The organism is Diaphorobacter sp. ED-3 (assembly GCF_027625375.1).
Taxonomy (GTDB): Bacteria; Pseudomonadota; Gammaproteobacteria; order Burkholderiales; family Burkholderiaceae_C; genus Diaphorobacter; species Diaphorobacter nitroreducens.
Window position 1 is genome coordinate 3,473,448 of the sequence record NZ_CP115182.1, and the last position, 26,606, is coordinate 3,500,053.

Genomic DNA, 26,606 nt, shown 5'->3' on the forward strand with positions numbered 1-26,606 from the left:
CGCGTTTCGCCGGCCCCGCTGGCCAGCCCGCAACCGCCCCGCTGCCGCCTGCGCCGCGGTGGCTGGTCTTTCGCGAGATTGAAGAGACACAAGCCATGTCCAAGAAAGTTTTCATCAAGACCTTCGGCTGCCAAATGAACGAGTACGACTCGGACAAGATGGCCGATGTGCTGGGCGCAGCCCAGGGCTATGAGCCCACCGACGACCCGGAGCAAGCCGACCTGATCCTGTTCAACACCTGCTCGGTGCGCGAGAAAGCGCAGGAGAAGGTGTTCAGCGACCTCGGCCGCGTCAAGCACCTCAAGGACAAGGGCGTGCTCATCGGCGTGGGCGGCTGCGTGGCCAGCCAGGAGGGCGAGGAGATCATCAAGCGCGCCCCGTTCGTGGATGTGGTCTTCGGCCCGCAGACGCTGCACCGCCTGCCCGATCTGCTCAACGCCCGCGCCGCCAAGGCCAGGCCGCAGGTGGATATTTCCTTCCCTGAGATCGAGAAGTTCGACCACCTGCCGCCCGCGCGCGTGGAGGGCGCCAGCGCGTTCGTGTCGATCATGGAAGGCTGCTCCAAGTACTGCAGCTACTGCGTGGTGCCCTACACGCGCGGCGAAGAGGTCAGCCGCCCGTTCGAGGACGTGTTGGTGGAGGTCGCCGGCCTGGCCGACCAGGGCGTGCGCGAAGTCACGCTGCTGGGCCAGAACGTGAACGCCTATCTGGGCGCCATGGGCGACACCGCGGAGAAAGCCGACTTTGCGCTGCTGCTGGAGTACGTGGCCGAGATCCCCGGTATCGAGCGCATCCGCTTCACCACCAGCCATCCCAACGAGTTCACGCCGCGCCTGATCGAGGCCTACGCCAAGATCCCGAAGCTGGTGAGCCACCTGCACCTGCCCGTGCAGCACGGCAGCGACCGCATCCTGATGGCCATGAAGCGCGGCTACACGGCCATGGAATACAAGAGCACCATCCGCAAGCTGCGCTCCATCCGCCCCGACATGGCGATGAGCAGCGACTTCATCGTGGGCTTCCCGGGCGAGACCGAGGAAGACTTCCAGAAGATGATGAAGCTGATCGACGATGTGCGCTTCGACAATTCCTTCAGCTTCATCTTCAGCCCGCGCCCCGGCACGCCCGCCGCCAACCTGCACGACGACACGCCGCATGAGGTGAAACTGCGCCGCCTGCAGGAGCTGCAGGCCGTGATCAACCGCAACATCCTGGAGATCAGCCAGGAGCGCGTGGGCACGGTGCAGCGTCTGCTGGTGGAGGGCGTGTCCAAGCGCGACGGCAGCGAGCTGATGGGCCGCACCGAATGCAACCGCGTCGTCAACTTCCCCGGCCAGGAGCGGCTGATCGGCCAGATGATCGACGTGAAGATCACCGAGGCGCGTACCTACACGCTGCGCGGCGAGGTGGTGACGGGCGAGGTCACGACCGCAGTCGGATGACCCTCAAAAACCATAGCTACCAGCGCTTGCTAACTCTGGATTTCCAATGGTTTTCCGCCTGAAATCCTTGAAATACCAGCGCGAGCAGCTCTATTTATAGGAGCGGTCACCGCTCCCCTGTTCAGAACCGCGGCATGCCTCCCATGCCCGGCAGGCCGCCCTTCATGCCGCCCATCTTCTTCATGAGCTTCATGAGGCCGCCGCCCTTCATCTTCTTCATCATGCCCTGCATCTGCTCGAACTCGTTGAGCAGGCGGTTGACCTCCTGCACCTGCACGCCGGCGCCCTGGGCGATGCGCTTCTTGCGTGTGGCCTTGATGAGCTCGGGCTTGCGGCGCTCCAGCGCCGTCATGCTGCAGATGATGCCCTCCTTGCGGCGGATGTCGCGCTCGGCCTTGTCCATGTCTACCTGACCGGCCTTGGCCGTGAGCTGCGCGGGCAGCTTGTCCATGAGGCTGGACAGGCCGCCCATCTGCTTCATCTGCTGCAACTGGGCCAGGAAGTCGTTCAGATCGAACCCGTCGCCGCTCTTGACCTTCGCGGCGAGCTTTTGCGCCGCCTCCATGTCCACGCCGGCCGTGACCTGCTCGACCAGCGCGACGATGTCGCCCATGCCCAGGATGCGGCCCGCGTGGCGCTCGGCGTCGAACACCTCCAGGCCGTCGATTTTTTCGGACACGCCGGCAAACTTGATCGGCGCGCCCGTCACCTGGCGCACCGACAGCGCCGCACCGCCGCGCGAGTCACCGTCTAGTTTGGTGAGCACGATGCCCGTGAGCGGCAGCGCTTCCTTGAAAGCCTTGGCGGTGTTCACCGCGTCCTGGCCCTGCATGGCATCGACGACAAACAGCGTCTCCACCGGGTTCAGCACGGCATGCAGGTCCTTGATTTCCTGCATCAGCACCTCGTCGATGGCCAGGCGGCCGGCCGTGTCCACCAACAGCACGTCGAAGAAGTGCTTCTTGGCGTAGTCCAGCGCTCCAAGGGCGATGTCGCGCGGCTTCTGGTCGGGCGTGCTGGGGAACCACTCGGCGCCGGCCTGCTTGGTCACGGTCTTGAGCTGCTCGATGGCGGCGGGGCGGTACACGTCGCCCGAGACGGTCAGCACCTTCTTCTTGCGCTTTTCGATCAGGTGCTTGGCCAGCTTGGCCGTGGTGGTGGTCTTGCCCGCGCCCTGCAGGCCGGCCATCAGGATCACCGCCGGCGGCTGCGCGTTGAGGTTGATGTCCGCCACGCCCTCGCCCATGGTCGCGGCCAGCTCCTTGTTCACGATGCCCACCAGCGCCTGGCCGGGCTTCAGGCTACCCAGCACCTCCTGGCCCAGGGCTTTTTCCTTCACGCGGGCGATGAAGTCGCGCACCACGGGCAGCGCCACGTCGGCCTCCAGCAGGGCCATGCGCACCTCGCGCAGCATGTCCTGCACGTTGGCTTCGGTGATGCGGGCCTGGCCGCGCATCTCCTTGACGAGACGGGTGAGTTTTTCGGTGAGTGCGGAGGCCATGGCCAAATGCTCCAGATGCACCGGCCCGGGCGTAATGCCGGCCGATGGCACAGCCCCGACGACCAGGGGCGAAAGGCTAAACTGCGAACCCATGATTTTACCCAGTGCTTCCCCGCTCGGCTGGCTGCTCGCCCTGGCCACCGCCGCCGCCTACGCGCTGGCGGCGGCCCTGGCGCCGCGCACCTCCACAGGCCGCGGCCAACTGGCCATCATGGCCCCTGCCTGGATGCTGCATGGCGCTGCGCTGGTCTGGGGCCTGCTGGGCAGCACGCCGCATTTCGGCTTTGCCGCTGCCTTGTCGATGACGGCCTGGCTGGTACTGACCACCTACGCCGTTGAGCGGCAGCTGTTTCCGCAGATGCGCGCGCGCTGGGTGCTGTGCGCACTGGGCGGCGCGGCCGTGTTGGTGGCGGCGCTGTTTCCGGGCCGGCCACTGCACGTATCCGCCTCGCCCTGGCTGCCGCTGCACCTCACGCTGGGCATTGCCTGCTATGGCCTGTTTGCCGCAGCGGTGGTGCACGCCTGGCTCATGAGCCGTGCCGAGCGCCAGATGCGCCTGGCAGCCGATTCGCACAGCGGCATGCCGCTGCTGACGCTGGAGCGGCTCACGTTCCGCTTCGTGACGGCGGGCTTTGTGCTGCTCTCGGCCACGCTGGTGGCGGGCTGGCTGTTCAGCGAGCAGCTCTACGGCCGCGCCTGGCTGTGGGACCACAAGGCCGTGTTCTCGCTGCTGGCCTGGATCACCTTCGCAGTGCTGCTGCTGGGCCGCTCGCGCTTTGGCTGGCGCGGCCGCAGCGCCGTGCGCGTGCTGTATGCAGGCACGGCACTGCTGCTGCTGGCCTACGTGGGCTCGCGCTTCGTGATGGAAGTGGTGCTGGGGCGGGCGGCATGAAATACCTGGTCCTGTTCGCTGTGCTGGCCGTGGTCTACGCGGTGTGGCGCGCGCAGCGCCGTGCGTCTGCGCCGCGGCAAGGCAACACCCAGCGTCCGCCCATCGCACCGCCACAGGACATGGTGCGCTGCGCCCACTGCGGCGTGCACCTGCCACGTGGCGATGCCGTGCCCGGGGGGGCGCATATGTACTACTGCAGCACCGCCCACCGGGACCGTGGGCCCGCCTGAGCCGATGCCCTCCAAGCTGGCAGCCGCCGCCTCTCCCCTGCCCTTTCATCGCCTGTGGAATGCCTTCCTCACAGCGCGCGTGATGGTGGCGCTGGCGCTGCTGCTGCTGCAGTTGCTGGGCATTGCACTCAACCAGGCCGGCGAACCGCTGCTGTTCAGCATCTGCCTGGGCTACCTGGTGGCCACGGTGGCGCTGCGGGTGTGGGGGCACGGCGCCGTCCCTGATCCGCGGCCCGGCATCCAGTGGTTGCCGTCCATCGGGCTGGATCTGTTGCTGGTCAGCGTGCTGCAGGCGCTGCAGCAGTCGGGCGGCTTGAATTTCACGCCGTTGTTCGGACTTCCGGTCCTGATGGCAGGCGTGCTGGGATCCTTGACACTGGCTCTGGCAACCACGGCCGGCGCCACGCTGCTGCTGCTGGCCTGGGCCTGGTGGCTGGGCACATACGGCGGCGCCGGAGACGGCACGCAGCGCTACCTGCAGGCGGCGTTGACAGGCACCGGCTACTTCATCGTCGCCTATCTGGTGCACCTGCTGGCCGCCAAGCTCACCAGCGAGCAGCAGATGGCCCGGCGCAGCCAGATGGATGCGCGCACCCACCGCGCGGTCAGTGCCCTGGTGATGCAGCACGTGGCCGATGGCGTGCTGGTGCTGGACCTGCATGGCCAGGTCCGCCTGGCCAACCCCGCGGCGTTGCTGATGCTCGGCCACAAGATCTCCGGAGATTCCTCCCTGACGCTCACGCACACGGCGGCCTTCAAACCCCTCATGGATCTGGCGTGCGCCACTTTCCAGATGGAGCGTCCCCAGCATGCCGATGTCAACGTCCTGCACGATGGCCAGATCCCCATGGCCCTGCGCGTGCGCGCATGGCTCACCCACACGCAGGACGCCCCGGACGACTCTCCGGGGGAGCCGCTGTGCGTGATGTTCCTGCACGACCTGCGCGAAATGGAAGCGCGCCTGCGCACCGAGAAGCTGGCCGCCATGGGGCGCATGTCGGCCGCCGTGGCACATGAGATCCGCAACCCGCTGGCAGCGATCGTGCAGGCCAACGAACTGCTGGAAGAAGACCTGGACGACCCCACACAGAAGCGCCTGACACACATGGTGCGTCAAAACGCCGACCGGCTGGTGCGCATCACGGAGGACGTACTGGACATTGCGCGCGTGCAGCACCAGATCCACCAGGCCAGCTCCTCCACCGTGGCACTGGATGCCACGGTGCAGCAGGTGTGGAACGACTGGACGGCGCAGGACCCCGCACGCCGCCAGGGGCAACTGATACTGGACGCGGGCTCGGCGCAGGTGGAGTTCGACGCCGAGCACCTGCGGCGTGTGCTAGTGAACCTGCTGGACAACGCATTGCGCTACAAGGGACCCGAACCCGATTCGCTGTGCCTCGCGACGCGCGCCACCCCCGGCGGGAAGGCCGGCGTGCAGGTGTGGAGCGATGGCGCACCGCTGGACAAATCGGTGGAGCGGCATCTGTTCGAGCCTTTCTTCTCATCCGAAAGCCGCTCCAGCGGGCTGGGCTTGTACATCTGCCGCGAGCTGTGCCAGCGCCACGGGGCGGACATCGGTCACCAGCGCACCACACGCAGCCTGGCGCGCGGCGAGGTGGCGGGAAACGCCTTCACTGTGACCTTCCGCAGCCTTTCGCGCCCTGCAGACAGCGCATCACTGTTTGACACAATCGTGGTCTGACACGGCCCACAGACCATGAATGCATCCACCGCCTCCATCCTTGTCGTCGATGACGAACCCGATCTGCGCACCCTCTATGAGCTGACCCTGCTGCGCGAAGGCTACCGCGTGGAGACCGCCGCCAGCGTGGACGACGCGCGCCAACAGCTGCAGACGCAGAAGTTCGACGTCGTGATCACCGACATGCGGCTGCCCGACGGCTTCGGCATGGACTTGCTGCACGGCCTGCGCAGCCAGCAGCGGCGTGAACGCTGCGTGGTCATGACGGCCTATGGATCGGCCGAGAACGCGGTGGAGGCGCTGCGCGCGGGCGCGTTCGACTACCTGACCAAGCCCGTGGACCTGAAGCAATTCCGTGCCGTGGTGGCCTCGGCGGTGCAGGGTATTGGCGCCGTACTGGCGGCGCCCAAAGCCACCCGCCCCGGCGCACGCAACGCCACGCAGTGGCCGGACATGCAAGATCCTGTGCTGGATCGCCTGATCGGCGACTCCGAAGCCATGCGCAATGTGAAGCAGCGCATCGCCAAGGTGGCGCGCAGCATGGCCCCCGTGCTGGTGCGTGGCGAGTCAGGCACGGGCAAGGAACTGGTGGCCCGCGCGCTGCATGCCAGCAGCCAGCGCTCCGAAGGCCCGCTGATCGCCGTCAACTGCGGCGCAATTCCCGAGAACCTGCTGGAGGCAGAGTTCTTTGGCGCGCGCAAGGGTTCCTACACCGGCTCTACGCACGACCGGGAGGGCTACTTCCAGGCCGCCCGTGGAGGCACGCTGTTCCTTGACGAAATTGGCGACCTGCCGCTGCCCATGCAATCCAAACTGCTGCGTGCGATCCAGGAGCGCACGGTACGGCCCCTGGGCTCCACGCAGGAAGAAGCCGTGGACGTGCGCATCGTCAGCGCCACGCACCGAGACCTGGCCGCTGACGTGCAGGCGGGGCGCTTCCGCCAGGATCTGTATTACCGGCTGAATGTCATCGAACTGCTGATCCCACCGTTGCGCGAGCGGCGAGAGGACCTGCCCGCGCTGTGCGAGGCCTTGCTGGCCCGTATCGAGCAAGAATCGGGGGTGGCCGTTCCCCACCTGACAGAGGAAGCGCTGCAGTGCATCGCACAGCACCCGCTCACCGGCAATGTGCGCGAGCTGGAAAACCTGCTGCATCGCGCGGTAGCCCTCAGCGATGGCCATGAGCTGCACGTTGAAGGCGCGCCAGCCTCCACCGTGGAGGCACCGCCGCCCCTACCGCAGCCCGTACCGTCCGCACCAGCCATCGCGCAGCCCGCTGAGCCGCACGCGCCCCCTCGTTGGTCCGGCATCAGCGAAGGCATGCCCCTGCCCAACGATCTGCAAGCCTGGCTCGACCAGCAGGAACGGGAAATACTCGTGCGCGCCCTGCGCGAGGCGAGTTTCAACCGCACGGCCACCGCAGCCCGCCTGGGCATCAGCCTGCGCCAGATCCGTTACCGGATTGCCCGGCTGCACATCGAGGTACCGCAAGACGGCGACAGCCATGGCGACGCGCAGCCCTGAGCCTGCGGCCCGGCGGCCCGCCTGGCACGGCGGCTGGTACGCGAATGCGAGACGCATGGACTCGCCCAACCACGGGCCACGCCCCCCGCAGGCCAGCGTGGACCTCATCGTGGTGCATTCCATCAGCCTTCCCCCCGGAGAGTTTGGCGGGGACCATGTCCACCGGCTTTTCATGAACCGGCTGGACTGGGACGCCCATCCTTATTTCCAGCAGATTCGCGGCCTGGAAGTGTCGACGCATTTCTTCATCACGCGCGCAGGTGTGCTGTGGCAGTTCGTGGACGTGGGCCGACGCGCCTGGCACGCGGGCCGTTCCCACTACCGAGGGCGCGATGCCTGCAACGACGACTCGATCGGCGTTGAGCTGGAGGGGCTGGAAGGTGGAAGCTTCGAGCAGGCGCAATACGCCACCCTTGTGACCCTTTGCAAGGCGCTGCGGCAGCGCTACCCCGTGCGCTACATCGCAGGGCATGAGCACATCGCGCCTGAACGCAAACACGACCCAGGCCCTGGGTTTGACTGGCGTGTACTTCATGGAGCCTTCGCCGGCACGGGTGTTCTTTTTCCGCCAGGGTGCTGATCCCTCCAGCCACCCGGACGCATTGCCGCACTTTGCGCCTTCGCCTCGCCTTCACTGCTCAGGATGAAGTTGCACGCGCGTTTGCGCGCAAGATCGGCCAGCATGCCGCACCATGGCTCAAGCCGTCGGATGCGGGCCTGACCCTACGGAGGCTGCGACGGCAGTAGAAGGCCCAGGCGTTCAATCACGACGAAACGATCTCGCCAGCCTCTTATGGGGATACACTACCCCTAGTGTCTTGAACCATCAAGACACACTAGATATAGTGTGCGGCGACAGTCTAAGCCGCCGTTTCGCCGGCCGAAGGTGACTACCCGTCCGCCTGGCCATTTCTCCGAACACCTCCGAGGACCTCCATGCACGCTGCGCCCCTATCCGTTCCTGTTGACACCCCATCGCCTGCACGGGCCACCCCGTCAGCCACGCCGACCGGGGCCCATCCACTGATGCACTACCAGATCATTCGCCGCAACGGCGCCGTGGTGCCCTTCGAGCCGCAAAAAATCGCCGTGGCGATGATGAAAGCATTCCTGGCCGTTCACGGGGCACAGGGAGCAGCCTCGGCGAGCGTGCGCGAAGTGGTGGATCAGCTGACCCAGGCAGTCGTGCGCGCGCTGATGCGCTCGCGCCCCGCGGGAGGAACGTTCCACATTGAGGACGTGCAGGACCAGGTGGAGCTGGGCCTGATGCGAGGCAGCCATCATGAGGTGGCACGCGCCTACGTGCTCTACCGCGAGCGCCGCGCGCAAGAACGCGCACAGAAGAAGGAACAACTGCTACCCCAGATGCCGGCCCTGTATGTACAGGACCAAGGTCAGCGCGTGGAGCTTGACATTCTGCGCCTGCAGAGCCTGGTGGAAGCCGCATGCACGGGCCTGGGATCGGACGTCCAGGCCGCGCCCATCATCGCGGAGACGATGCGCAACCTGTACGACGGCGTACCCATGGACGAGGTGTACAAGGCATCCATCCTCGCGGCGCGCACCCTGATCGAGAAAGATCCCGGCTACACCTACGCGACGGCACGACTGTTGCTGCACACCATCGTGCGCGAGGTGTTAGGCCGCGACGTGAATCCCGCCGACATGGCCCTGGCCTACGCCGAGAATTTTCCACAGTTCATCCGCCAGGGCGTGGACAACGAGTTGCTCGACCCGCGCCTGATGGAATTCGACCTGCAACGCCTGGGAAGCGCACTGAAGGCCGAGCGCGACCTGCAGTTCGACTATCTTGGCCTACAGACGCTGTACGACCGCTACTTCCTGCATGTGCGCAAAACGCGCATCGAGCTGCCTCAGACCTTTTTCATGCGCGTGGCCATGGGCCTGGCGCTGCGCGAGGACGACCGCAACGCCCGTGCCATCGAGTTCTACGAACTGCTCAGCTCCTTCGATTTCATGAGCAGCACGCCCACGCTGTTCAACAGCGGGACATTGCGCTCGCAGCTGTCCAGCTGCTACCTGACGACGGTGCCCGACGAGCTGGAGGGCATCTACGAATCCATCAAGGAAAACGCCCTGCTGTCCAAGTTCGCGGGCGGCCTGGGTAACGACTGGACACGCGTACGCGCCCTCGGTGCACGCATCAAGGGCACGAACGGCGAGTCGCAAGGCGTGGTGCCGTTCCTCAAGGTGGTCAACGACACGGCCGTGGCCGTGAACCAGGGCGGCAAGCGCAAGGGTGCCGTCTGCACCTACCTGGAAAGCTGGCACCTGGACATCGAAGAATTCCTGGAGCTGCGCAAGAACACCGGCGACGACCGGCGACGCACACACGACATGAACACGGCCAACTGGATTCCCGACCTGTTCATGAAACGCGTAATGGAAAAGGGCCTGTGGACACTGTTTTCCCCCTCGGATGTCCCTGATCTGCACGACCTGTACGGACAGGCCTTCGAAAAAGCCTACATCGCCTACGAGGCCAAGGCCGAGAGCGGCGAGCTGCCTCTGTTCAAACGCGTACCGGCCGTCGACCTCTGGCGCAAGATGCTTTCCATGCTGTTCGAGACCGGGCATCCCTGGATCACCTTCAAGGACCCGTGCAACATCCGCTCTCCCCAGCAGCATGTAGGCGTAGTGCACAGTTCCAATCTCTGTACCGAGATCACGCTTAACACCAGCGATGCCGAGACGGCCGTGTGCAACCTGGGATCGGTGAACCTCGCGCGCCATCTCAAGGACGGAGGCATCGACCACGACAAGCTGCGCAAAACCGTGAGCACGGCCATGCGCATGCTGGACAACGTGATTGACATCAACTACTACGCCGTACAGAAGGCCAAGGATTCCAACCTGCGCCACCGCCCCGTCGGCCTGGGCCTGATGGGGTTCCAGGACGCGCTGTATGAACTGCGCATTCCCTACGCAAGCGACGCCGCAGTGGAGTTTGCCGATACCTCCATGGAGGCTCTCTGCTATTACGCCTACTGGGCCTCAACCGATCTCGCCCAAGAACGGGGCCAATACTCCAGTTACCAGGGTTCTCTGTGGTCCCAGGGCATCCTGCCGCTGGATTCACTGCAGTTGCTGGAGCAGGAACGTGGCGGGTACGTGGAGGTGGACCGTACGACCCGTCTGGACTGGGACATGCTGCGCGCCAAGATCGCGCAAGACGGCATGCGCAACTCCAACTGCATCGCCATTGCGCCCACAGCCACCATCTCGAACATCGTTGGCGTGGACGCCTCCATTGAGCCCTCCTTCGGCAATCTCTCCGTCAAATCCAACCTCTCGGGAGAGTTCACGGTCATCAACCAGTACCTGGTGCGCGACCTGAAGCAGCTGGGCCTGTGGGACGACGTGATGCTCATGGATCTCAAGCACTTCAAGGGATCGCTGCACGCGATCGACCGCGTTCCCCTCACCGTCAAGGCACTGTATGCCACCGCCTTCGAAGTCGCTCCCACCTGGCTCGTCGAAGCGGCGGCGCGTCGACAGAAATGGATCGACCAGGCGCAGAGCCTGAACATCTATATGGCCGGCGCCTCAGGCAAGAAGCTCGACGAGACATACAAGCTTGCGTGGATACGCGGTCTGAAGACCACTTACTACCTGCGCACGCAGAGCGCGACGCATGTGGAGATGAGCACCGTGAACACACGCCAGCTCAATGCCGTCGCGTCTGGCGCAAGCGACACGGGGGAGGGAACGATGGCACCAAGCTCGGCACTGAACGCTGCCGTGGCCGCAGCGCAAGCGCAGGCTGCTGCCATCCCTGCGACCGACGTGAAGTTCTGCGCCATTGACGACCCCGGCTGCGAAGCCTGCCAGTAATGCCGTGCGCATGCGGGCGCAGCGTGACACATCGTCGCCTCGTTCGCATGTGTCGTGAAGCAACAGATCACGCCTGGCAACGCTTCGGTGCTTTTCATTTTGAAGCACTGCTTCCATAATCCGACCACTGGAAAACCTATGCTCACCTGGGACGACGAAGTCAAGCCCTCATCGCAAAAACTCTTGGACGGCAGTCACTCCAACGACCGCCCTGTGGAGCCTCCGCCAAACGGTTTCCAAGCACCCGTGTTGCAGTCCGTCGCCAGCACTTCGACGCGCACTGCCCCTACTACGTCTGCAGCACCCCAACACCGCCGCGTGTCTGCGGTCGACAAACGCATCATCAACGGCCAGACCGACGTCAACCAGTTGGTGCCGTTCAAGTACAAGTGGGCGTGGGAGAAATACCTCGCCACCTGCGCCAACCACTGGATGCCGCAGGAAGTGAACATGACGCGGGACATCGCACTCTGGAAGGACCCGAACGGCCTGACCGAGGACGAACGGCGCATCGTCAAGCGCAACCTGGGCTTCTTCGTCACGGCCGACTCGCTGGCCGCCAACAACATCGTGCTGGGCACCTACCGCCACATCACGGCGCCGGAATGCCGGCAGTTCCTGTTGCGCCAGGCGTTCGAGGAAGCCATCCACACCCATGCGTACCAGTACATCGTGGAGTCACTGGGCTTGGACGAAGGCGAGATTTTCAACGCCTACAACGAGGTCCAGTCCATCCGCGACAAGGACGAGTTCCTGATCCCCTTCATCGAAGCGATCATGGATCCGCGCTTCACGACCGGCACACCCGAGAGCGACCAGACACTACTCAAGTCGCTGATCGTTTTTGCCTGCCTGATGGAAGGTCTGTTCTTCTACGTGGGTTTCACGCAAATCCTGGCACTCGGCCGCCAGAACAAGATGACCGGCGCTGCCGAGCAGTACCAGTACATCCTGCGCGACGAGTCCATGCACTGCAACTTCGGCATCGATCTGATCAACCAGCTCAAGCTCGAAAACCCACATCTGTGGACGGCCGAGTTCAAGGACGAGATCAAGGCCCTGTTCATCAAGGCAGTGGAACTGGAATACCGTTATGCCGAAGACACCATGCCGCGTGGCGTGCTGGGTATGAACGCCTCCATGTTCAAAGGCTACCTGCGCTACATCGCGAACCGCCGCGCCACACAGATCGGGCTGGAAGCGCTCTTTCCGAATGAAGAGAATCCGTTCCCCTGGATGAGCGAGATGATTGATCTGAAGAAGGAACGCAACTTCTTCGAGACGCGCGTCATCGAGTACCAGTCGGGCGGCGCCTTGTCCTGGGACTGACATCTTCGTAGACCAGGCCATGATTTTTCAACCACGCTCCGCGCACACAGCACCGTTCGGCGCTGCGGCCTTGGGGCGTTTCCGCATTCGTGGTGACGCATATTCAGTCGTCGCCATGGATCGCTCCACGCCCAATGCAGGCGTGGGGTGCTCTTTGCAAATCGACCCAAGGAGAAAATGATGGCAACTGCGAAGAAACCCGCTGCAAAGAAAGCAGCTCCCGCTAAGAAGACGGCTCCAGCCAAGAAGGCAGCCGCTCCTGCCAAAAAGGCCGTAGCAGCCAAGAAGGCAGCACCCGCCAAGAAGGCAGCCGCTCCTGCCAAAAAGGCCGTAGCAGCCAAGAAGGCAGCACCCGCCAAGAAGGCAGCCGCTCCTGCCAAAAAGGCTGTAGCAGCCAAGAAGGCAGCACCCGCCAAGAAGGCAGCCGCTCCTGCCAAAAAGGCCGTAGCAGCCAAGAAGGCAGCACCTGCCAAGAAGGCAGCCGCTCCTGCCAAAAAGGCCGTAGCAGCCAAGAAGGCAGCACCCGCCAAGAAGGCAGCCGCTCCTGCCAAAAAGGCCGTAGCAGCCAAGAAGGCAGCACCCGCCAAGAAGGCAGCCGCTCCTGCCAAAAAGGCCGTAGCAGCCAAGAAGGCAGCACCCGCCAAGAAGGCAGCCGCGCCCGCGAAGAAGGCTAAGGCTCCTGCCGCAGCGCCCGCTCCTGTCGCGCAAACAACGCTGAACCCGCAAGCCGCATGGCCCTTCCCTACGGGTGGCAAGCCATAAGGCTACGGGACAGTCCAGCCTACGACCCGGTGCTTGCACCGGGTTTTTTTATGGCGAATCCGCAGTCAGAAACGCTTCTTCGATCCCAGCCACTCGCTCAGTCGGGTTGAAAGTCCAGCTGGTAATTCTGCGGACCACGCTGTGCGATCTTGAGCGCGCCCAGCCGGTTGCCCAACTGAGCGCAACGTGCCAGGGTCCACCCCTTCTCCAGGCCGTAGAGCAAACCGCCACGCCAGGCATCCCCGCAGCCCGTGGGGTCCACCACCTGCGCCGGTTGCACAGGGGGAACATGCGTCCTGACACCCTGTTCCCATATTTCACATCCCTGTGCTCCCAGTGTGACGATCAGGCCGCGGACCCGATGCGAGATCTCTGCCAGGATCCAGCCCGTACGGTCGCACAACATCTTGCCTTCGTAGTCATTGACGGCGATCCAGCTCGCCTGCTCGATGAATCGACGCAGGTCTGCGCCATCGAACATGGGCAACCCCTGTCCCGGATCGAACACGAACGGAATGCCCGCCTCGGCGAATTGCGCCGCGTGCTGCAGCATGGCCTCACGGCCGTCCGGTGCGATGATGCCCACGTGCGCACCCGCCCCGGGCGGAATGCGATGCAGGTGGGCCTGCATCATGGCACCGGGGTGGAACGCCGTGATCTGGTTGTTGTCCCGATCGGTCATGATCATCGCCTGGGCGGTGTATGTATCCTCCACGCGGCCGACAAAGCGGGTGTCGACGCCGAGTTGCTGCAGTCGCGCCAAGTATTCGCCGCCATCAGCGCCCAGCATGGCCATGGGCAGCGGGTTGCCTCCCAACAGCTTGAGGCTGTATGCGATATTGCCAGCGCATCCTCCAAAGTCGCGGCGCAATGTGGGAACGAGAAACGACACATTCAGGATATGCAGTTGCTCGGGCAATATTTGCTCTGCAAAACGCCCATCGAACGTCATGATGGTGTCGAAGGCCAGGGAACCGCAAATCAGCGCAGCCATAGGGTCAAAGCTCAAGAGTAAAAAATCAGGGATAGAAGGCCACCAGCCGATAGCCGGCCACCTGCGCAGCGCCCTGGATCACCTGCAACGGCAGTGCACCGCTCCACACGAAACCTGGTGCCAATTCCAGGGGGGCCCCCAGTTCGTCACGCAGCAATACGCGCCGCACAATGGGTTGGTCTTGCGCATCCGTCAGCGTGAGTTCCAGCGCCGGCATCGCAACGGCCTGGGTCGACGTATTCTTCACGCTCATCTGCAACTGGTACCCGGACGGATCGTGGCGCGCCTTCAGAAACGATGAGCTGTCGATGACCACGGCCGTGATGTGCCGTGGAGGTTGCAGCACGCACTGCAAGCGCCCGCACAGTCGTTCCATCCAGGCGCGGGCCGCGGGATGACGCGATGCGATGTCGTCCCGTTCCTGGATGGTGATTTGGAGAAGCAAGGCCACCACCAACGTCAAGCCGACCAAGGACAGGCCCACACGCACGGAGGGCCTGCGCCAGAACGCGTTGCGCCGCGCAGCCTTCACGAAGCCAGGTTCAATGACGGGATCCGTGCGGTCGTCGGCGTGCCCTTCTTCCCGCTCCAGCGATGGCGCGCCTGCATCCTCCGATGGCGCCAGGGACTCCAGCGGTTCAGCCGGGCTGGGCGCCATCTCTGGTGATTCGATGGTTTCCTGCGCCGCCCTCCCCGCAGCGGACGTGCCCCCCTCCTCTGTGGGTATCGGTGAAACCAGGACGGCAGATGCTTCCGCGGATTCCTGGCTGCTGGGTTCCTCCGATTCCGCATCCTCCTCAAGAGGCGCCGCCGGTAACTCGTAACCCCGCGGGAGCGTATGGACTGGCGGGGCGGGAATATCGCGCGCGGCTGGAGACAGGGGCGCCGCATCGGCATCCACCGGGGGCGCAGCCATTGCTTTCGGCGTCTTCGCAGGCGCTGCGCCCTCCGGATTCGCCAGCAGAAAGGCGGGGACCGGGGGCGGTGGGGGAACCCATGGTGGAGGTTCGCTTTCCGTACGCAGGCCTTCATCCGCCGCGGGAACCACTTCCTGCGGTGCGCACGCGGCCGCTGCAGACATCACCGGGTCCGGCGCAAGCGACGTTGGAGCCTCCACATGCCGCGCGCTGCCCCAGACCTGAATGCCTTCCGAGGCTTTACCGACGGGCTGTGGCGGAGGCTTGAGCGCATCCAGAAGCAGGTCGGAAAGCAACGGCTCCGCCTCCTGCACCTGCAAGTGCTGCGATGCATCGAACACCTCCTTGCAGTGCCCGCATCGCACCCAGCCTTCCGATATCCGCAGCTGATCGGCAACCACCCGAAAGGTGGTGGAGCAGTGGGGGCAGCGGGTGATCTGGCTCATCGGCTGTGGATTGTAGGGGCCCCTCTACGGCCCCGCGCAGCCCGCGCGGTTAGCGACGCGCGGTCATCAGGATCCAGCCATCCTCACGGTCCGACACCTGCAGCTGCAGCCACGGCGCATAGGCCTCCTGCAGCTCCTCCGCCTGCCGCTCCAGGATGCCGGCCAGCACAAGGTGCCCGCCCTGCGCAACATGGCCGCTGAGCAAGGGCGCCAGCACCTTCAGCGGCGTCGCCAGAATATTCGCCAACACGGTCTGGTATTGCCCTTGCGCGCGCTCGGGCAGACCCGCGTTCACCTGCACGCCGTTGGCTTGCGCATTTTGTCGCGTGGATTCCACGGCTGCCGCGTCAATGTCCACCGCGTCGATCTCTGTGGCGCCAAATTTCGCGGCGCCGATCGCCAGGATGCCGGAGCCGCAGCCATAGTCGAGCACGCGCCCCAGCGCCTGCCCGGCCGCGTCGCCATGTTTGGCAATCCAGCGCAGGCACATGCGCGTGGTTGGGTGGGTTCCCGTGCCAAAGGCCAGCCCTGGATCCAGGCGGATGCTACGGCGCGCAGCCGCGGGCATCTCGTGCCACGTCGGCACGATCCAGAAATCGGGCGTGATGTCCACCGGCGCGAACTGGGATTGCGTGAGCCGGACCCAGTCCTGCTCCTGCACCACACTCACCCCCTGCACGATGCAGCCCTCGAAGAAATCCTGGGCCTGCAACAGTTGCCGCGCCTCCTCGGCCGCCTCTTGCGTAGGAAACAGGGCAGTGATGCGGCTACGCTGCCAACCCTCACGCGGGGGCGGCATGCCAGGTTCTCCAAAAAGCGCCTGCTCGGCATCGGTGTGCGCGTCGGCATCTTCCACGGACACGCTCAAGGCTTCCAGCGCATCGAGCGCATCGCTCACGGTCTCCACCCGTTCCTCGGGGCACAACAGGTTCAGCTCGAACATGGGATCAGCCTCCTTGCACGCGATCCATGAAAAAAGCTGGCATCCGTTTCCGGATGCCAGCGGGCAGGTCAGAAGTGCTGGCGATCAGCGCTGGCGCTGCGACAGCCACTCCTCCAGGTAGTGGATGTTGGTGCCGCCCGCTACGAACTTGGCGTCCACCATGAGTTCGCGGTGCAGCGCCACGTTGGTATTGATGCCTTCGATCACCGTTTCCGACAGTGCCGTGCGCATGCGCGCCAGGGCTTGCTCGCGCGTATCGCCGTGCACGATGATCTTGCCGATCATGGAGTCGTAATTCGGCGGCACGTAGTAGTTCGTATAGGCGTGCGAGTCCACGCGCACGCCCGGGCCGCCAGGCGCGTGCCACATCGTGATGCGGCCCGGCGACGGGATGAACTTGTAGGGGTCCTCGGCGTTCACCCGGCATTCGATCGCATGGCCATGGATCTGAACCTGGCGCTGAGTGAACGGCAGTTTTTCGCCTGCAGCCACCATGATTTGCGTGCGCACGATGTCCACGCCCGTGATCCACTCGGTCACCGGGTGCTCCACCTGCACGCGGGTGTTCATCTCGATGAAGTAGAACTCGCCGTTCTCGTACAGGAACTCGAACGTACCCGCACCGCGGTAGCCGATCTTCTTGCAGGCGGCCACGCAGCGTTCGCCAATCTTCTCGATCAGCTTGCGCGGAATACCCGGTGCCGGCGCTTCCTCGATCACCTTCTGGTGGCGACGCTGCATGGAGCAGTCGCGCTCGCCCAAGTACACGGCATTGCGGTACTTGTCGGCCAGTATCTGGATCTCTATATGGCGCGGGTTCTGGAGGAATTTCTCCATGTACACGGCCGGGTTGCCAAAGGCGGCCTGCGCCTCGGCCTTGGTCATCTGCACCGCGTTGACCAGCGCCGCCTCGGTGTGCACCACCCGCATGCCACGGCCGCCACCACCGCCAGCGGCCTTGATGATGACCGGGTAACCGATGCTCTTGGCAATGCGGCGGATCTGCACCGGATCATCCGGCAACTCGCCATCGGAGCCCGGCACGCAGGGTACGCCCGCGCGGATCATGGCCTGCTTGGCCGACACCTTGTCACCCATCATGCGGATGGAGTCGGGCGTCGGGCCGATGAACTGGAACCCGCTCTTTTCCACCCGTTCGGCGAAATCGGCGTTTTCCGACAGGAAGCCATACCCCGGGTGAATGGCCTCGGCGTCCGTCACCTCGGCCGCCGAAATGATGGCAGGCATGTTGAGGTAGGACAGCGGCGAGGGCGCGGGGCCGATGCACACAGCCTCCTCCGCCAGCTTGACATATTTGGCGTCGCGGTCGGCCTCGGAATAGACCATCACGGCCTTCACGCCCAGTTCGTGGCAGGCACGCTGGATTCGCAGGGCAATCTCGCCGCGATTGGCGACCAAAATCTTCTTAAACATGGTTGGCCTCGCGGCTCAAGGCCGCATGCAGACAAAAACCCGCGCCAGCGCCTGGTGCTGCCATGCACGCGCAACGAGCGCATGCGGCGGGGGCTGAAGCGCTCATGCGCGGCTTACTCGATGACGAACAGCGGCTGCCCGTATTCCACCGCCTGCCCGTTCTCACCTAGGATGCGGGTCACCGTGCCGGACTTGTCGGCCTCGATCTCGTTCAGGATCTTCATGGCTTCGACGATGCACACCGTGTCACCTTCCTTGACCTTGCTGCCCACCTCGACAAACGGCTTCGCGCCCGGGCTGGACGCGCGATAGAACGTACCCACCATGGGCGACTTGACGATATGGCCAGAAGGGGCCGCCGCCGCGGGGGCAGGCAATTCGGCGACGGGCGCGGTGGGCGCGGCCGCTACGGGCGCGGCGGCCATGGGGGTTTGGACGGGAGCGGCGACGAACTGCTGCACCACGGCCCCGCCGCTCTTCACGATGCGGACCTTGCCCTCGGCTTCGGTGATCTCGAGTTCAGAAACATTCGACTCGGAGACCAGATCGATGAGGGTCTTGAGTTTTCGCAAATCCATGGGGGCTCCAACGGCTAGAAACGGAATGGGGAGCGAATTTACCCTAATTTCGGACTATTTCACCGAAACGACCCCAATTGCCACCATCTCCATTGAGGAAACACAGACGCTCACCACGTTGTGGACCAGCCTTGGAGATCCTGCGCCGTCAGTTGGCCCATTTTACGCTTCAAAATGCTGCCATTTGCGCCAAACAGTACGGTAAAGGGCAGCCCGCCCTTTTCGTTGCCCAGCCGGCGTGCCAGGTCGGTGCCGCCCAGCCCCCCCAAGGCGATTGGGAAATCGAGAGGCATGCGCTCTAGAAATTTGCGCACGTTGGAAGGCTGATCGATCGCCAAGCCCACAACCTGCCACCCTTTGGCGCGGTGTTCCCCATAAAAGGCATTGAGCAGCGGCAGTTCTTCCACGCACGGGGGGCACCAGGTGGCCCAAAAATTCAACAGCAGGGGGCGACCCCGCAAGGCGGCCATGGACAGCACTTCGCCCGCCGGGCCTTCAAACTGAGCGCCCCAGACGGCGTCGGACACGCCCTCTTGCACCGGGCCCGGCCGCAGCCGCCAGGCCGCCAGCCCCGCGCCCCCCAGGGCGGCAAGGGCACCGGCCCCCACCAGCAGCCAGCGGCGGCGGGGCGGATGGGCGGTCGGCGCTTTTGCGGAATCGGCAGACGCCGAAGAGGAAAGAGTGGGCTCGTTCATGAAGACAGGGTGGAAATAGGCATTTCCTGCAGCAACCGGCGCACGGCTTGCAGATCACCCCGGGGCGCGCGCCCCCGGGCGTCGGGGCGCAGCGCGCCACGCAGGTCGTCCAGGTCATAGATCAGCAGATGCACCCCGATCTCTTCGTGCAACGCGGCGGATCGGCTGCTCAGACTCAAGGCATCGACCGGCTCGCCCCGGAAACCCATGACGGTGCGCGGCTCGTAATTCACATGGTGGTCGATGAGGGCAATCTCGGCCGATTTGGGATCGTCGCAGAACAGCGCCAGGTAGATGTCGGACAGCCGTGTGGCCGTGCCGTGCCAGACCGCACCGCCCAGGTAGGGGCGGAAGTCCTGCATGCGTTGCATCCACACCAGTGCCAATTCGCGCAGCGCCCGCAATTCGGTGGGTTGGGTATCGGCGCAAAACAGGCCGATGTACTCCCGCACGGCGTCCTCGACGAGGTCGTTGTCGGGCAGCGGCGTGCGCTGGGGCAGCCCCAGTTCCTTGACCGCGCGGCGCTTGGCCGCCCCCCATTCCAGCCCCTCCTCGACCACCAGGCGGGCTGCGGCATTGGCGATTTCGATGGCAAGGGCGTTTTGCATGGCGGCACGGTCCAGAACGCAGGACGTCCATTGTCGCCCCAATGCCCCGCAATACCGTTGACGCAACCGTGACGGCGCACCCGCCGCAGGGGCAATGCACCATGCATCCGCCATTTGCTCCTTATTCGATAGCTGTTCGCGCTTTATCAACGGGCGTTAGAACCATTTTTCTCATAAATCCTGGAGGTTCCACCGAGGTCCATAGAATCGGGAGCCATGCATATACACATCCTGGGCATCTGCGGCACGTTCATGGGCGGCCTGGCCGCGCTGGCGCGCGAGGCGGGCCACCGTGTCACCGGCTGCGACGCCGGCGTCTACCCTCCCATGAGCGACCAGTTGCGCGCCTTGGGAATAGAGTTGATCGAAGGCTATGGCGCCGACCAGCTCGCGCTGAAGCCTGACATGTTCGTGGTGGGCAACGTGGTCAGCCGCGCGCGGCTGGCGGACGGCACGCCGAAGTTTCCGCTGATGGAGGCCATCCTCGACGCGGGCGCGCCCTATACCAGCGGGCCGCAATGGCTGGCCGAGCATGTGCTGCAGGGCCGCCATGTGCTGGCCGTCGCCGGCACGCACGGCAAGACGACCACCACGTCCATGCTGGCCTGGATTCTGGAATGCGCGGGCCTGGCGCCCGGCTTCCTGGTGGGCGGTGTGCCGATGAACTTCGGCGTATCCGCGCGTCTGGGCGCACCCGTACGGCCCCTGGCCGGGCCAGGACCGCTCGCCACGGCGCCGCTGTTCGTGATCGAGGCGGATGAGTACGACACCGCGTTCTTCGACAAGCGCAGCAAATTCGTGCACTACCGCCCCCGCACCGCCGTGCTGAACAACCTGGAGTTCGATCACGCCGACATCTTTGACGACCTGGGCCAGATCGAACGGCAGTTCCACCACTTGGTGCGCACGGTGCCGCCCTCGGGCCGCGTGGTGGTCAATGGGCTGGAGGAGAGCCTGGCACGCGTACTGCACGCCGGCTGCTGGAGCGGCGTGGCCAACTTTGGCACCGCGGTGAGCGACTTCGGCGCGCAAGGCGCGCCGCACGATTTCGAGGTGCTGCAGCGGGGCCGCACAGTGGCACGCGTGCAGTGGACGCTGACGGGCGTGCACAACCAGCTCAATGCCCTCGCTGCCATCGCGGCCGCCGAGCATGTGGGCGTGACGCCGGCCCAGGCGGCCGAGGCGCTGGCGCGCTTCGAGAACGTCAAGCGCCGCATGGAGCTGCGCGGCACGGTGCGGGGCATCGCTGTCTATGACGACTTTGCGCACCATCCCACGGCGCTGCGCACCACGCTGGACGGACTGCGCCGGCGCGTGGGCCCCAAGGGCGAAGGCCGCGGGCGCATCCTGGCGGTGTTCGAGCCGCGCAGCAACACCATGAAGCTGGGCACCATGAAGGCGCAGTTGCCCTGGGCGCTGGAGCCGGCCGACCTGGCCTTCTGCCATACCGCCGGCCTGGACTGGGACGCCGCTGCGGCGCTGGCCCCCATGGGTGCGCGCGCGCAGACGGCGGGCGACCTGCCCACGCTCGTGGGCCAGATCCGCGCGGTGGTGCAGCCGGGCGACCACATCGTCTGCATGAGCAACGGCAGCTTTGGCGGAGTGCACGCCCAACTGCTCGCAGAACTATCAAAACAATAGCTGCTATCGCTTGATTAATAAGCGCTAGCAGCCTTTTTGGCTTGAAACTTAGAAGCTGACAGCCATGCCCGGCACGTCCACGCGCACGACGGGCCTGGCAAGCGCAGCGACGGTGGCGCGGGCAAACTGGCCGGACCATGCAGGATCGGCCAGCAGCGTCGCCCCCGCGGCACGGGCCACGGTCAGCACCTTGTCGGCCAGCAGCACCTTGCCGCTGGCGCGCAGCGGTTCGCATTCCAGGCGTAGAAATTCATCGTCCAGCCAGCGGCGTGCGTCCTCGTGCGACAGGGGCTGTCCCCCCTGCGCGTCCAGACGGAATTCCTGATCGGGGCTCAGGGTGACCAATACTTCGCTGTGCATGAGCTGTCTCGCCTTTTGATGGAATAGTGTTGACGGGTGAACGGGACGGCGCGGCCGCGCCATTCCCGTGCCGCGAGCTTACACCGCGCCCGCTTCAGCGCGCGCGCCGCGCTTGCACGGCGGCCGCCAGCTCGGCCAGGCAGGCAACGGAGTCGTCCCATCCCAGGCAGGCGTCGGTGATGCTCTTGCCGTATTCCAGCGCCGTGGCATCGTCCTTGCCCGGCGTGAACTTCTGCGCTCCGGGCTGCAGGTGGCTTTCCACCATCACGCCGAACACGCTGCGCGAGCCGCCTGCGATCTGCGCGGCGATGTCGCGCGCCACATCGCGCTGCTTCTCGTGCTGCTTGCTGCTGTTGGCATGGCTGCAGTCCACCATCAGCGACGCCGGCAGGCCGGCGGCCTCCAGGTCCTTGCAGGCCGCGGCAACGCTGGCTGCGTCGTAGTTGGGCGCCTTGCCGCCGCGCAGGATCACATGGCAATCCTTGTTGCCCGCGGTGTGCACGATGGCCACCTGGCCGTTCTTGTGCACCGACAGGAAGTGGTGGCCGCGGCTGGCGGACTGGATGGCATCGGTGGCGATGCGGATGTTGCCATCGGTGCCGTTCTTGAAGCCGATGGGGGCCGAAATGCCGGAGGCCAGTTCGCGGTGGACCTGGCTTTCGGTGGTGCGCGCGCCGATGGCGCCCCAACTGATCAGGTCGCCGATGTACTGGGGCGAGATCACGTCCAGGAACTCGCTGCCCGCCGGCACGCCCAGGCGGTTGATGTCGATGAGCAGCTGGCGCGCGATGCGCAGGCCCTCGTCGATGCGGTAGCTGCCGTCCAGGTAGGGGTCGTTGATCAGGCCCTTCCAGCCCACGGTGGTGCGGGGCTTCTCGAAGTACACGCGCATCACCACTTCCAGCTGGTCCTTGTACTGCTCACGCACCGCCTTGAGCTTGCGCGCATAGTCCACCGCGGCGTGCGGGTCGTGGATCGAACAGGGGCCGATGATGACGAGCAGCCGGTCGTCCTCGCCGCTCATGATGCGCTGGATGCTGCGGCGTGTGTTGGCAATCAGCGACTCCACCTCCGACCCGCGGATCGGGAAGAAGCGAATCAGGTGGTCTGGAGGAGGAAGCACGGTGATGTCCTTGATGCGTTGGTCGTCGGTTTCGCTGGTTTTCTCGACGTTGGGATACCAGGCATCGCTGCTGGAGACATGGGCGTTCATGGGTGCTTCCTCTCGGGTGTGTGGGGGTGAAGATGGAAAACGGAGAACAGATAACAAAAAACCGCCGGGCTTTTCAGCTTCGGCGGTTTCTTAGAGAAGGGGGCTCAGTCTGGGTGCGCGCGTACCTCTCATCCGCCAGGGACAGAGAACCAAAAGTAAAAGTAAAACGCGCTGTGAACTGACATGCGAACCAATGTAGCACGTATTGCGGCACCGCAACATAGGCACCGTGTTGCCGTCGCGCTACAACCGCTTACGGATGCCGTCCCTCGAACCACCACCGGCGCAGGCGCGCCAGCAGTGGCGCACGCGTTGGGCGCTCCGCGGCAGGCCGGGTGTCGGGCGCCGATCGCTCCATGCAGGGGTCGCCCTGCATATAGATGTCGAGCACCAGCCGCGCCTCTCCCAGCGTGCGCCAGGCCTGCCGCTCGAAAGTACTGAAGCGCTCGGCCTCAGAGGGGCTGCGCTGCTGCAAGGCCTGCTGCCATTGCGCCAGGGCATCGCGCAATTCGCGCAACGCGCGCTGGTAGACACCGAATTCATACAGCGCATGCCAGGCCGACCCCATGCCAGTGAGGTGCAACTGGTGGCGCCTTGCGCAATGCGCCAGCGCCTCTGCGCTGCGCCGCACGGCCTCGGGCCCCAGCTGCCCCCGGCGCGCGCGCGTGGCGGCCTCGATATGCTGGGCCAGCTCGCCCAGGCTGTCGCGCAGCGCACGCGCGTCCTCGTCCGCCTCGCCGCCGTGCGGGTTACGGTCCGGATCGGTGAAAGTCTGCGGGCGGCTGGAGTGTGGCGCGGGCATGGCACACAACCGGCCGCGGCGCTCAGGCCGTGCCGCCCACCGTCAGGCCATCGATGCGCATGGTGGGTTGGCCCACCCCCACGGGCACGCTCTGGCCTTCCTTGCCGCAGGTGCCCACACCGCTGTCCAGGCGCATGTCGTTGCCGATCATGGTCACCTTCTTGAGCGACTCCGGGCCGCTGCCGACGATGGTCGCGCCCTTCACAGGGTACTGGATCTTGCCGTTTTCCACCCAGTAGGCCTCGCTCGCGGAGAACACGAACTTGCCGCTGGTGATGTCCACCTGTCCGCCGCCGAAGTTGGTGGCGTACAGGCCCTTCTTGATGCTGGCGACGATCTCCTGCGGGTCCTTGTCGCCGCCCAGCATGTAGGTATTGGTCATGCGTGGCATGGGGATGTGGGCATAGCTCTCGCGCCGGCCGTTGCCCGTAGGCTTGACACCCATGAGGCGCGCATTCATCGCGTCCTGGATGTAGCCCTTCAATATGCCGTCCTCGATGAGCACGTTGCGCTGCGTGGCGTGACCCTCATCGTCCACGTTGAGCGAGCCGCGGCGGTCGGCCAGCGTGCCATCGTCTAGCACGGTGACGCCCTTGGCCGCCACGCGCTGGCCGATGCGGCCGCTGAAGGCACTCGACCCCTTGCGGTTGAAGTCGCCCTCCAGCCCGTGGCCCACGGCCTCGTGCAGCAGCACACCGGGCCAACCGGGGCCCAGCACCACGGTCATCTCGCCCGCGGGCGCGGGGCGCGACTCCAGGTTGACCAACGCAGCATTCACGGCTTCATGGACATACTGCCCGATCTGCTCGTCGGTGAAATAGGCCAGACCGAAGCGCCCGCCCCCGCCGGCCGAGCCCACCTCGCGGCGGCCGTTCTGCTCGGCGATGACGGTGATCGACAGGCGCACCAGCGGGCGCACATCGGCGGCCATCAGCCCATCGGCACGCGCCACCAGCACCACGTCGTACTCGCTGGCCAGGCCCGCCATGACCTGCACCACGCGCGGGTCCTTGGCGCGGGCACATTGCTCGGCGCGCTCCAGCAGGCGCACCTTGTCGGTGCTGTCCATCGAGGCGATGGGGTCGATGTGCGGGTACAGTGAACGGCTTTTTGCTATCTTCTTGGAAGCTACTCGCGCACGTCCCACCTTATCCGCGGCCGAAATGGTCCGCACGGTACGGGCCGCGTCGAGCAGCGAGGCCTCGGAAATATCATCCGAGTAGGCGAAGGCCGTCTTCTCGCCGCTCACCGCGCGCACGCCCACGCCCTGGTCGATGGAGAACGAGCCCGTCTTGACGATGCCCTCTTCCAGGCTCCAGCCTTCGCTGCGCGTGTACTGGAAGTACAGGTCGGCGTCGTCCACGCGGTGCGCGCGGATCTCCGCCAGGGCGCGGGAGAGGTGGGACTCGTCCAGGCCGAAGGGGGTGAGCAGCAGCTCACGGGCCAGGCCCAGGCGTTCAATGGTGGGTTCGCGGGAAATCATCGGCCGATTGTAGGCAGGCGCCCTAGACCCTGCGTGCACGCAGGTTCCCCCCGCAGCCCCGCTACCGCGCCCGCGGCGGCCCCTGCTCGGGCTGGTGCTGTGCGCGTGCCACCGACATCAGCACCCCCAGCGCAAGCCCCAGCGTGACCATGGCCGTGCCGCCGTAACTGACGAACGGCAGCGGCACCCCCACCACGGGCAGGATGCCGCTGACCATGCCCATGTTCACGAAGGCATAGGTGAAGAAGATCATCGCCACGGCACTCGCCATGAGGCGCCCGAACAGCGTATTGGCGTTGGCCGCAATCGCCAGCCCGCGCCACACCAGCAGCACAAAGCAGACGATCAGGGTGAGGTTGCCCACCAGGCCGAACTCCTCGGAGAACGCGGCGAAGATGAAGTCGGTCGTGCGCTCGGGGATGAACTCCAGGTGCGTCTGCGTGCCGGCCATGAACCCCTTGCCCCACACGCCGCCCGAGCCGATGGCGATCATGCCCTGGATGATGTGAAAGCCCTTGCCCAGCGGATCGCGCGTGGGGTCCAGTAACGTGCAGATGCGCTGTTGCTGATAGTCGTGCAGCACCGGCCAGCGCACGCCCTCGGCGCACAGTTGCGGCTCGAACCAGACGATGAGCGCAATGCCCACCGCGCCCAGCAGCACCGGCGGCACCACCAGCTTCCAGGGCAGGCCCGCAAAGAAAATCACCGACAGCCCCGCGGCCATCACCAGCAGCGAGGTGCCCAGGTCGGGCTGTTTCATGATCAGGCCCACGGGCACCATGAGCAGCGCCCCCGCCACCACGAAGTCCAGCGCACGCAGCTGGCCCTCGCGCTTCTGGAACCACCAGGCCAGCATCAGTGGGGTGGCGATCTTCAGCAGCTCGCTGGGCTGGATCACCACACCCACGTTGATCCAGCGCTGCGCCCCCTTCTTGGTGATGCCGAACAGCGCCACGCCCACCAGCAGCGCCACGCCCAGCGTGTACAACGGCACGGCCAGCATCATCAGCCGCTGCGGCGGCACCTGGGCCACCACGAACAGGATGCCCGCGGCCAGCAGCATGTTGCGGCCATGGTCGTAAAAGCGCGTGCCGTGGTCGAAACCCGACGAATACATGGCCACCAGGCCGATGGAAGACAGCGCCAGCAGCAACGCGATGAGCGGCCAGTCAAAGCCGCGCAGCAGCGGCAGGAGGCGTTGCGGCAGGGAAGGTTTGTCGAAAGCGGCGGCCATGGGGCGCGATTATCGGGC

23 protein-coding genes are annotated in these 26,606 nt (G+C 65.2%); 10 read left to right on the forward strand and 13 right to left on the reverse strand.

What is annotated here, in order from left to right; genetic code table 11:
* Positions 1-95: 95 nt before the first annotated feature.
* A complete protein-coding gene (miaB, locus tag PCQ86_RS16860; RefSeq protein WP_270174268.1) occupies positions 96-1,442 on the forward strand; it encodes a tRNA (N6-isopentenyl adenosine(37)-C2)-methylthiotransferase MiaB in 1,347 nt (448 codons plus the stop codon).
* Positions 1,443-1,563: 121 nt separating this feature from the next.
* On the opposite strand, the gene ffh is transcribed toward miaB, so the two are convergent.
* Positions 1,564-2,943, reverse strand: coding sequence for a signal recognition particle protein (gene ffh / locus PCQ86_RS16865; protein WP_135148851.1), 1,380 nt, complete (start codon positions 2,941-2,943; stop codon positions 1,564-1,566).
* Between the two features lie 91 nt (positions 2,944-3,034).
* Between ffh and PCQ86_RS16870 the strand changes: the two genes are divergently transcribed.
* The 8 genes from PCQ86_RS16870 to PCQ86_RS16905 all read left to right on the forward strand — a co-directional run bounded on the left by PCQ86_RS16870 (position 3,035) and on the right by PCQ86_RS16905 (position 13,240).
* The gene (locus PCQ86_RS16870) at positions 3,035-3,835 is read left to right on the forward strand and encodes a cytochrome C assembly family protein (RefSeq protein WP_011806722.1); all 801 of its coding nucleotides are present in this window, start codon (positions 3,035-3,037) and stop codon (positions 3,833-3,835) included.
* A complete protein-coding gene (locus PCQ86_RS16875; protein ID WP_172208454.1) occupies positions 3,832-4,065 on the forward strand; it encodes a PP0621 family protein in 234 nt (77 codons plus the stop codon). Before PCQ86_RS16870 ends, PCQ86_RS16875 begins: the two co-directional genes overlap by 4 nt.
* A gap of 4 nt (positions 4,066-4,069) precedes the next feature.
* Positions 4,070-5,770, forward strand: coding sequence for a sensor histidine kinase (locus PCQ86_RS16880; RefSeq protein WP_270174269.1), 1,701 nt, complete (start codon positions 4,070-4,072; stop codon positions 5,768-5,770).
* A 15-nt stretch (positions 5,771-5,785) separates the two neighbouring features.
* On the forward strand, positions 5,786-7,294 hold the full coding sequence (locus PCQ86_RS16885; protein WP_270174270.1) for a sigma-54-dependent transcriptional regulator: 1,509 nt from the start codon (positions 5,786-5,788) through the stop codon (positions 7,292-7,294).
* Positions 7,275-7,874, forward strand: coding sequence for a 1,6-anhydro-N-acetylmuramyl-L-alanine amidase AmpD (gene ampD, locus PCQ86_RS16890; RefSeq protein WP_270174271.1), 600 nt, complete (start codon positions 7,275-7,277; stop codon positions 7,872-7,874). The genes PCQ86_RS16885 and ampD overlap by 20 nt, the downstream gene beginning before the upstream one ends.
* 356 nt (positions 7,875-8,230) lie before the next feature.
* On the forward strand, positions 8,231-11,149 hold the full coding sequence (locus PCQ86_RS16895; protein WP_011806727.1) for a ribonucleoside-diphosphate reductase subunit alpha: 2,919 nt from the start codon (positions 8,231-8,233) through the stop codon (positions 11,147-11,149).
* A 138-nt stretch (positions 11,150-11,287) separates the two neighbouring features.
* Complete coding sequence (locus tag PCQ86_RS16900; protein WP_088888365.1) at positions 11,288-12,478, forward strand: ribonucleotide-diphosphate reductase subunit beta; 1,191 nt, start codon at positions 11,288-11,290, stop codon at positions 12,476-12,478.
* A 180-nt stretch (positions 12,479-12,658) separates the two neighbouring features.
* On the forward strand, positions 12,659-13,240 hold the full coding sequence (locus tag PCQ86_RS16905; RefSeq protein ID WP_172208460.1) for a histone: 582 nt from the start codon (positions 12,659-12,661) through the stop codon (positions 13,238-13,240).
* 97 nt (positions 13,241-13,337) lie between these two features.
* Here the strand turns inward: PCQ86_RS16905 and PCQ86_RS16910 are convergent, their stop codons facing one another.
* The 7 genes from PCQ86_RS16910 to PCQ86_RS16940 form a co-directional block, all read right to left on the reverse strand.
* Positions 13,338-14,234, reverse strand: coding sequence for a carbohydrate kinase family protein (locus tag PCQ86_RS16910; RefSeq protein WP_270174272.1), 897 nt, complete (start codon positions 14,232-14,234; stop codon positions 13,338-13,340).
* Positions 14,235-14,259: 25 nt separating this feature from the next.
* On the reverse strand, positions 14,260-15,597 hold the full coding sequence (locus PCQ86_RS16915; RefSeq protein WP_270174273.1) for a zinc-ribbon and DUF3426 domain-containing protein: 1,338 nt from the start codon (positions 15,595-15,597) through the stop codon (positions 14,260-14,262).
* A gap of 49 nt (positions 15,598-15,646) precedes the next feature.
* A complete protein-coding gene (gene prmA, locus PCQ86_RS16920; protein ID WP_270174274.1) occupies positions 15,647-16,540 on the reverse strand; it encodes a 50S ribosomal protein L11 methyltransferase in 894 nt (297 codons plus the stop codon).
* A gap of 84 nt (positions 16,541-16,624) precedes the next feature.
* Complete coding sequence (gene accC, locus PCQ86_RS16925) at positions 16,625-17,974, reverse strand: acetyl-CoA carboxylase biotin carboxylase subunit (protein ID WP_011806733.1); 1,350 nt, start codon at positions 17,972-17,974, stop codon at positions 16,625-16,627.
* Positions 17,975-18,087: 113 nt separating this feature from the next.
* Positions 18,088-18,552, reverse strand: coding sequence for an acetyl-CoA carboxylase biotin carboxyl carrier protein (gene accB / locus PCQ86_RS16930; RefSeq protein WP_011806734.1), 465 nt, complete (start codon positions 18,550-18,552; stop codon positions 18,088-18,090).
* A 110-nt stretch (positions 18,553-18,662) separates the two neighbouring features.
* Complete coding sequence (locus PCQ86_RS16935) at positions 18,663-19,247, reverse strand: TlpA family protein disulfide reductase (protein WP_270174275.1); 585 nt, start codon at positions 19,245-19,247, stop codon at positions 18,663-18,665.
* Positions 19,244-19,855 (reverse strand): hypothetical protein, encoded by a 612-nt coding sequence (locus tag PCQ86_RS16940; protein WP_270174276.1) that lies wholly within the window; start codon positions 19,853-19,855, stop codon positions 19,244-19,246. Before PCQ86_RS16940 ends, PCQ86_RS16935 begins: the two co-directional genes overlap by 4 nt.
* A 216-nt stretch (positions 19,856-20,071) precedes the next feature.
* Between PCQ86_RS16940 and mpl the strand changes: the two genes are divergently transcribed.
* On the forward strand, positions 20,072-21,496 hold the full coding sequence (gene mpl, locus PCQ86_RS16945; RefSeq protein WP_270174277.1) for a UDP-N-acetylmuramate:L-alanyl-gamma-D-glutamyl-meso-diaminopimelate ligase: 1,425 nt from the start codon (positions 20,072-20,074) through the stop codon (positions 21,494-21,496).
* Between the two features lie 48 nt (positions 21,497-21,544).
* Here the strand turns inward: mpl and PCQ86_RS16950 are convergent, their stop codons facing one another.
* The 5 genes from PCQ86_RS16950 to rodA all read right to left on the reverse strand — a co-directional run bounded on the left by PCQ86_RS16950 (position 21,545) and on the right by rodA (position 26,588).
* Positions 21,545-21,856 carry a hypothetical protein gene (locus PCQ86_RS16950; RefSeq protein ID WP_011806738.1) on the reverse strand — a complete coding sequence of 104 codons (312 nt, stop codon included), beginning with the start codon at positions 21,854-21,856 and terminating at the stop codon, positions 21,545-21,547.
* A 94-nt stretch (positions 21,857-21,950) separates the two neighbouring features.
* Entirely contained in the window at positions 21,951-23,069 is a 1,119-nt protein-coding gene (locus PCQ86_RS16955; protein WP_047350663.1) for a 3-deoxy-7-phosphoheptulonate synthase, read from the reverse strand.
* Between the two features lie 253 nt (positions 23,070-23,322).
* Positions 23,323-23,871, reverse strand: a complete 549-nt coding sequence (locus tag PCQ86_RS16960) for a hypothetical protein (RefSeq protein ID WP_011806740.1) — start codon at positions 23,869-23,871, stop codon at positions 23,323-23,325.
* Positions 23,872-23,893: 22 nt separating this feature from the next.
* Entirely contained in the window at positions 23,894-25,354 is a 1,461-nt protein-coding gene (gene tldD / locus PCQ86_RS16965; protein ID WP_015914243.1) for a metalloprotease TldD, read from the reverse strand.
* A 61-nt stretch (positions 25,355-25,415) separates the two neighbouring features.
* Positions 25,416-26,588 carry a rod shape-determining protein RodA gene (rodA, locus tag PCQ86_RS16970; RefSeq protein WP_011806742.1) on the reverse strand — a complete coding sequence of 391 codons (1,173 nt, stop codon included), beginning with the start codon at positions 26,586-26,588 and terminating at the stop codon, positions 25,416-25,418.
* Positions 26,589-26,606: the final 18 nt, after the last annotated feature.

Excerpts from the sequence above, each read along its gene's own strand:
- prmA (WP_270174274.1), bottom strand. The coding sequence starts at position 16,540 with ATGTTCGAGCTGAACCTGTTGTGCCCCGAGGAACGGGTGGAGACCGTG.
- PCQ86_RS16900 (WP_088888365.1), top strand. The coding sequence starts at position 11,288 with ATGCTCACCTGGGACGACGAAGTCAAGCCCTCATCGCAAAAACTCTTG.
- ampD (WP_270174271.1), top strand. The coding sequence starts at position 7,275 with ATGGCGACGCGCAGCCCTGAGCCTGCGGCCCGGCGGCCCGCCTGGCAC.
- PCQ86_RS16875 (WP_172208454.1), top strand. The coding sequence starts at position 3,832 with ATGAAATACCTGGTCCTGTTCGCTGTGCTGGCCGTGGTCTACGCGGTG.
- tldD (WP_015914243.1), bottom strand. The coding sequence starts at position 25,354 with ATGATTTCCCGCGAACCCACCATTGAACGCCTGGGCCTGGCCCGTGAG.
- accC (WP_011806733.1), bottom strand. The coding sequence starts at position 17,974 with ATGTTTAAGAAGATTTTGGTCGCCAATCGCGGCGAGATTGCCCTGCGA.
- PCQ86_RS16905 (WP_172208460.1), top strand. The coding sequence starts at position 12,659 with ATGGCAACTGCGAAGAAACCCGCTGCAAAGAAAGCAGCTCCCGCTAAG.
- PCQ86_RS16870 (WP_011806722.1), top strand. The coding sequence starts at position 3,035 with ATGATTTTACCCAGTGCTTCCCCGCTCGGCTGGCTGCTCGCCCTGGCC.
- rodA (WP_011806742.1), bottom strand. The coding sequence starts at position 26,588 with ATGGCCGCCGCTTTCGACAAACCTTCCCTGCCGCAACGCCTCCTGCCG.
- PCQ86_RS16895 (WP_011806727.1), top strand. The coding sequence starts at position 8,231 with ATGCACGCTGCGCCCCTATCCGTTCCTGTTGACACCCCATCGCCTGCA.
- PCQ86_RS16885 (WP_270174270.1), top strand. The coding sequence starts at position 5,786 with ATGAATGCATCCACCGCCTCCATCCTTGTCGTCGATGACGAACCCGAT.
- miaB (WP_270174268.1), top strand. The coding sequence starts at position 96 with ATGTCCAAGAAAGTTTTCATCAAGACCTTCGGCTGCCAAATGAACGAG.
- mpl (WP_270174277.1), top strand. The coding sequence starts at position 20,072 with ATGCATATACACATCCTGGGCATCTGCGGCACGTTCATGGGCGGCCTG.
- PCQ86_RS16935 (WP_270174275.1), bottom strand. The coding sequence starts at position 19,247 with ATGAACGAGCCCACTCTTTCCTCTTCGGCGTCTGCCGATTCCGCAAAA.
- PCQ86_RS16880 (WP_270174269.1), top strand. The coding sequence starts at position 4,070 with ATGCCCTCCAAGCTGGCAGCCGCCGCCTCTCCCCTGCCCTTTCATCGC.
- PCQ86_RS16940 (WP_270174276.1), bottom strand. The coding sequence starts at position 19,855 with ATGCAAAACGCCCTTGCCATCGAAATCGCCAATGCCGCAGCCCGCCTG.
- accB (WP_011806734.1), bottom strand. The coding sequence starts at position 18,552 with ATGGATTTGCGAAAACTCAAGACCCTCATCGATCTGGTCTCCGAGTCG.
- PCQ86_RS16955 (WP_047350663.1), bottom strand. The coding sequence starts at position 23,069 with ATGAACGCCCATGTCTCCAGCAGCGATGCCTGGTATCCCAACGTCGAG.
- PCQ86_RS16915 (WP_270174273.1), bottom strand. The coding sequence starts at position 15,597 with ATGAGCCAGATCACCCGCTGCCCCCACTGCTCCACCACCTTTCGGGTG.
- PCQ86_RS16910 (WP_270174272.1), bottom strand. The coding sequence starts at position 14,234 with ATGGCTGCGCTGATTTGCGGTTCCCTGGCCTTCGACACCATCATGACG.
- PCQ86_RS16960 (WP_011806740.1), bottom strand. The coding sequence starts at position 23,871 with ATGCCCGCGCCACACTCCAGCCGCCCGCAGACTTTCACCGATCCGGAC.
- PCQ86_RS16950 (WP_011806738.1), bottom strand. The coding sequence starts at position 21,856 with ATGCACAGCGAAGTATTGGTCACCCTGAGCCCCGATCAGGAATTCCGT.
- ffh (WP_135148851.1), bottom strand. The coding sequence starts at position 2,943 with ATGGCCTCCGCACTCACCGAAAAACTCACCCGTCTCGTCAAGGAGATG.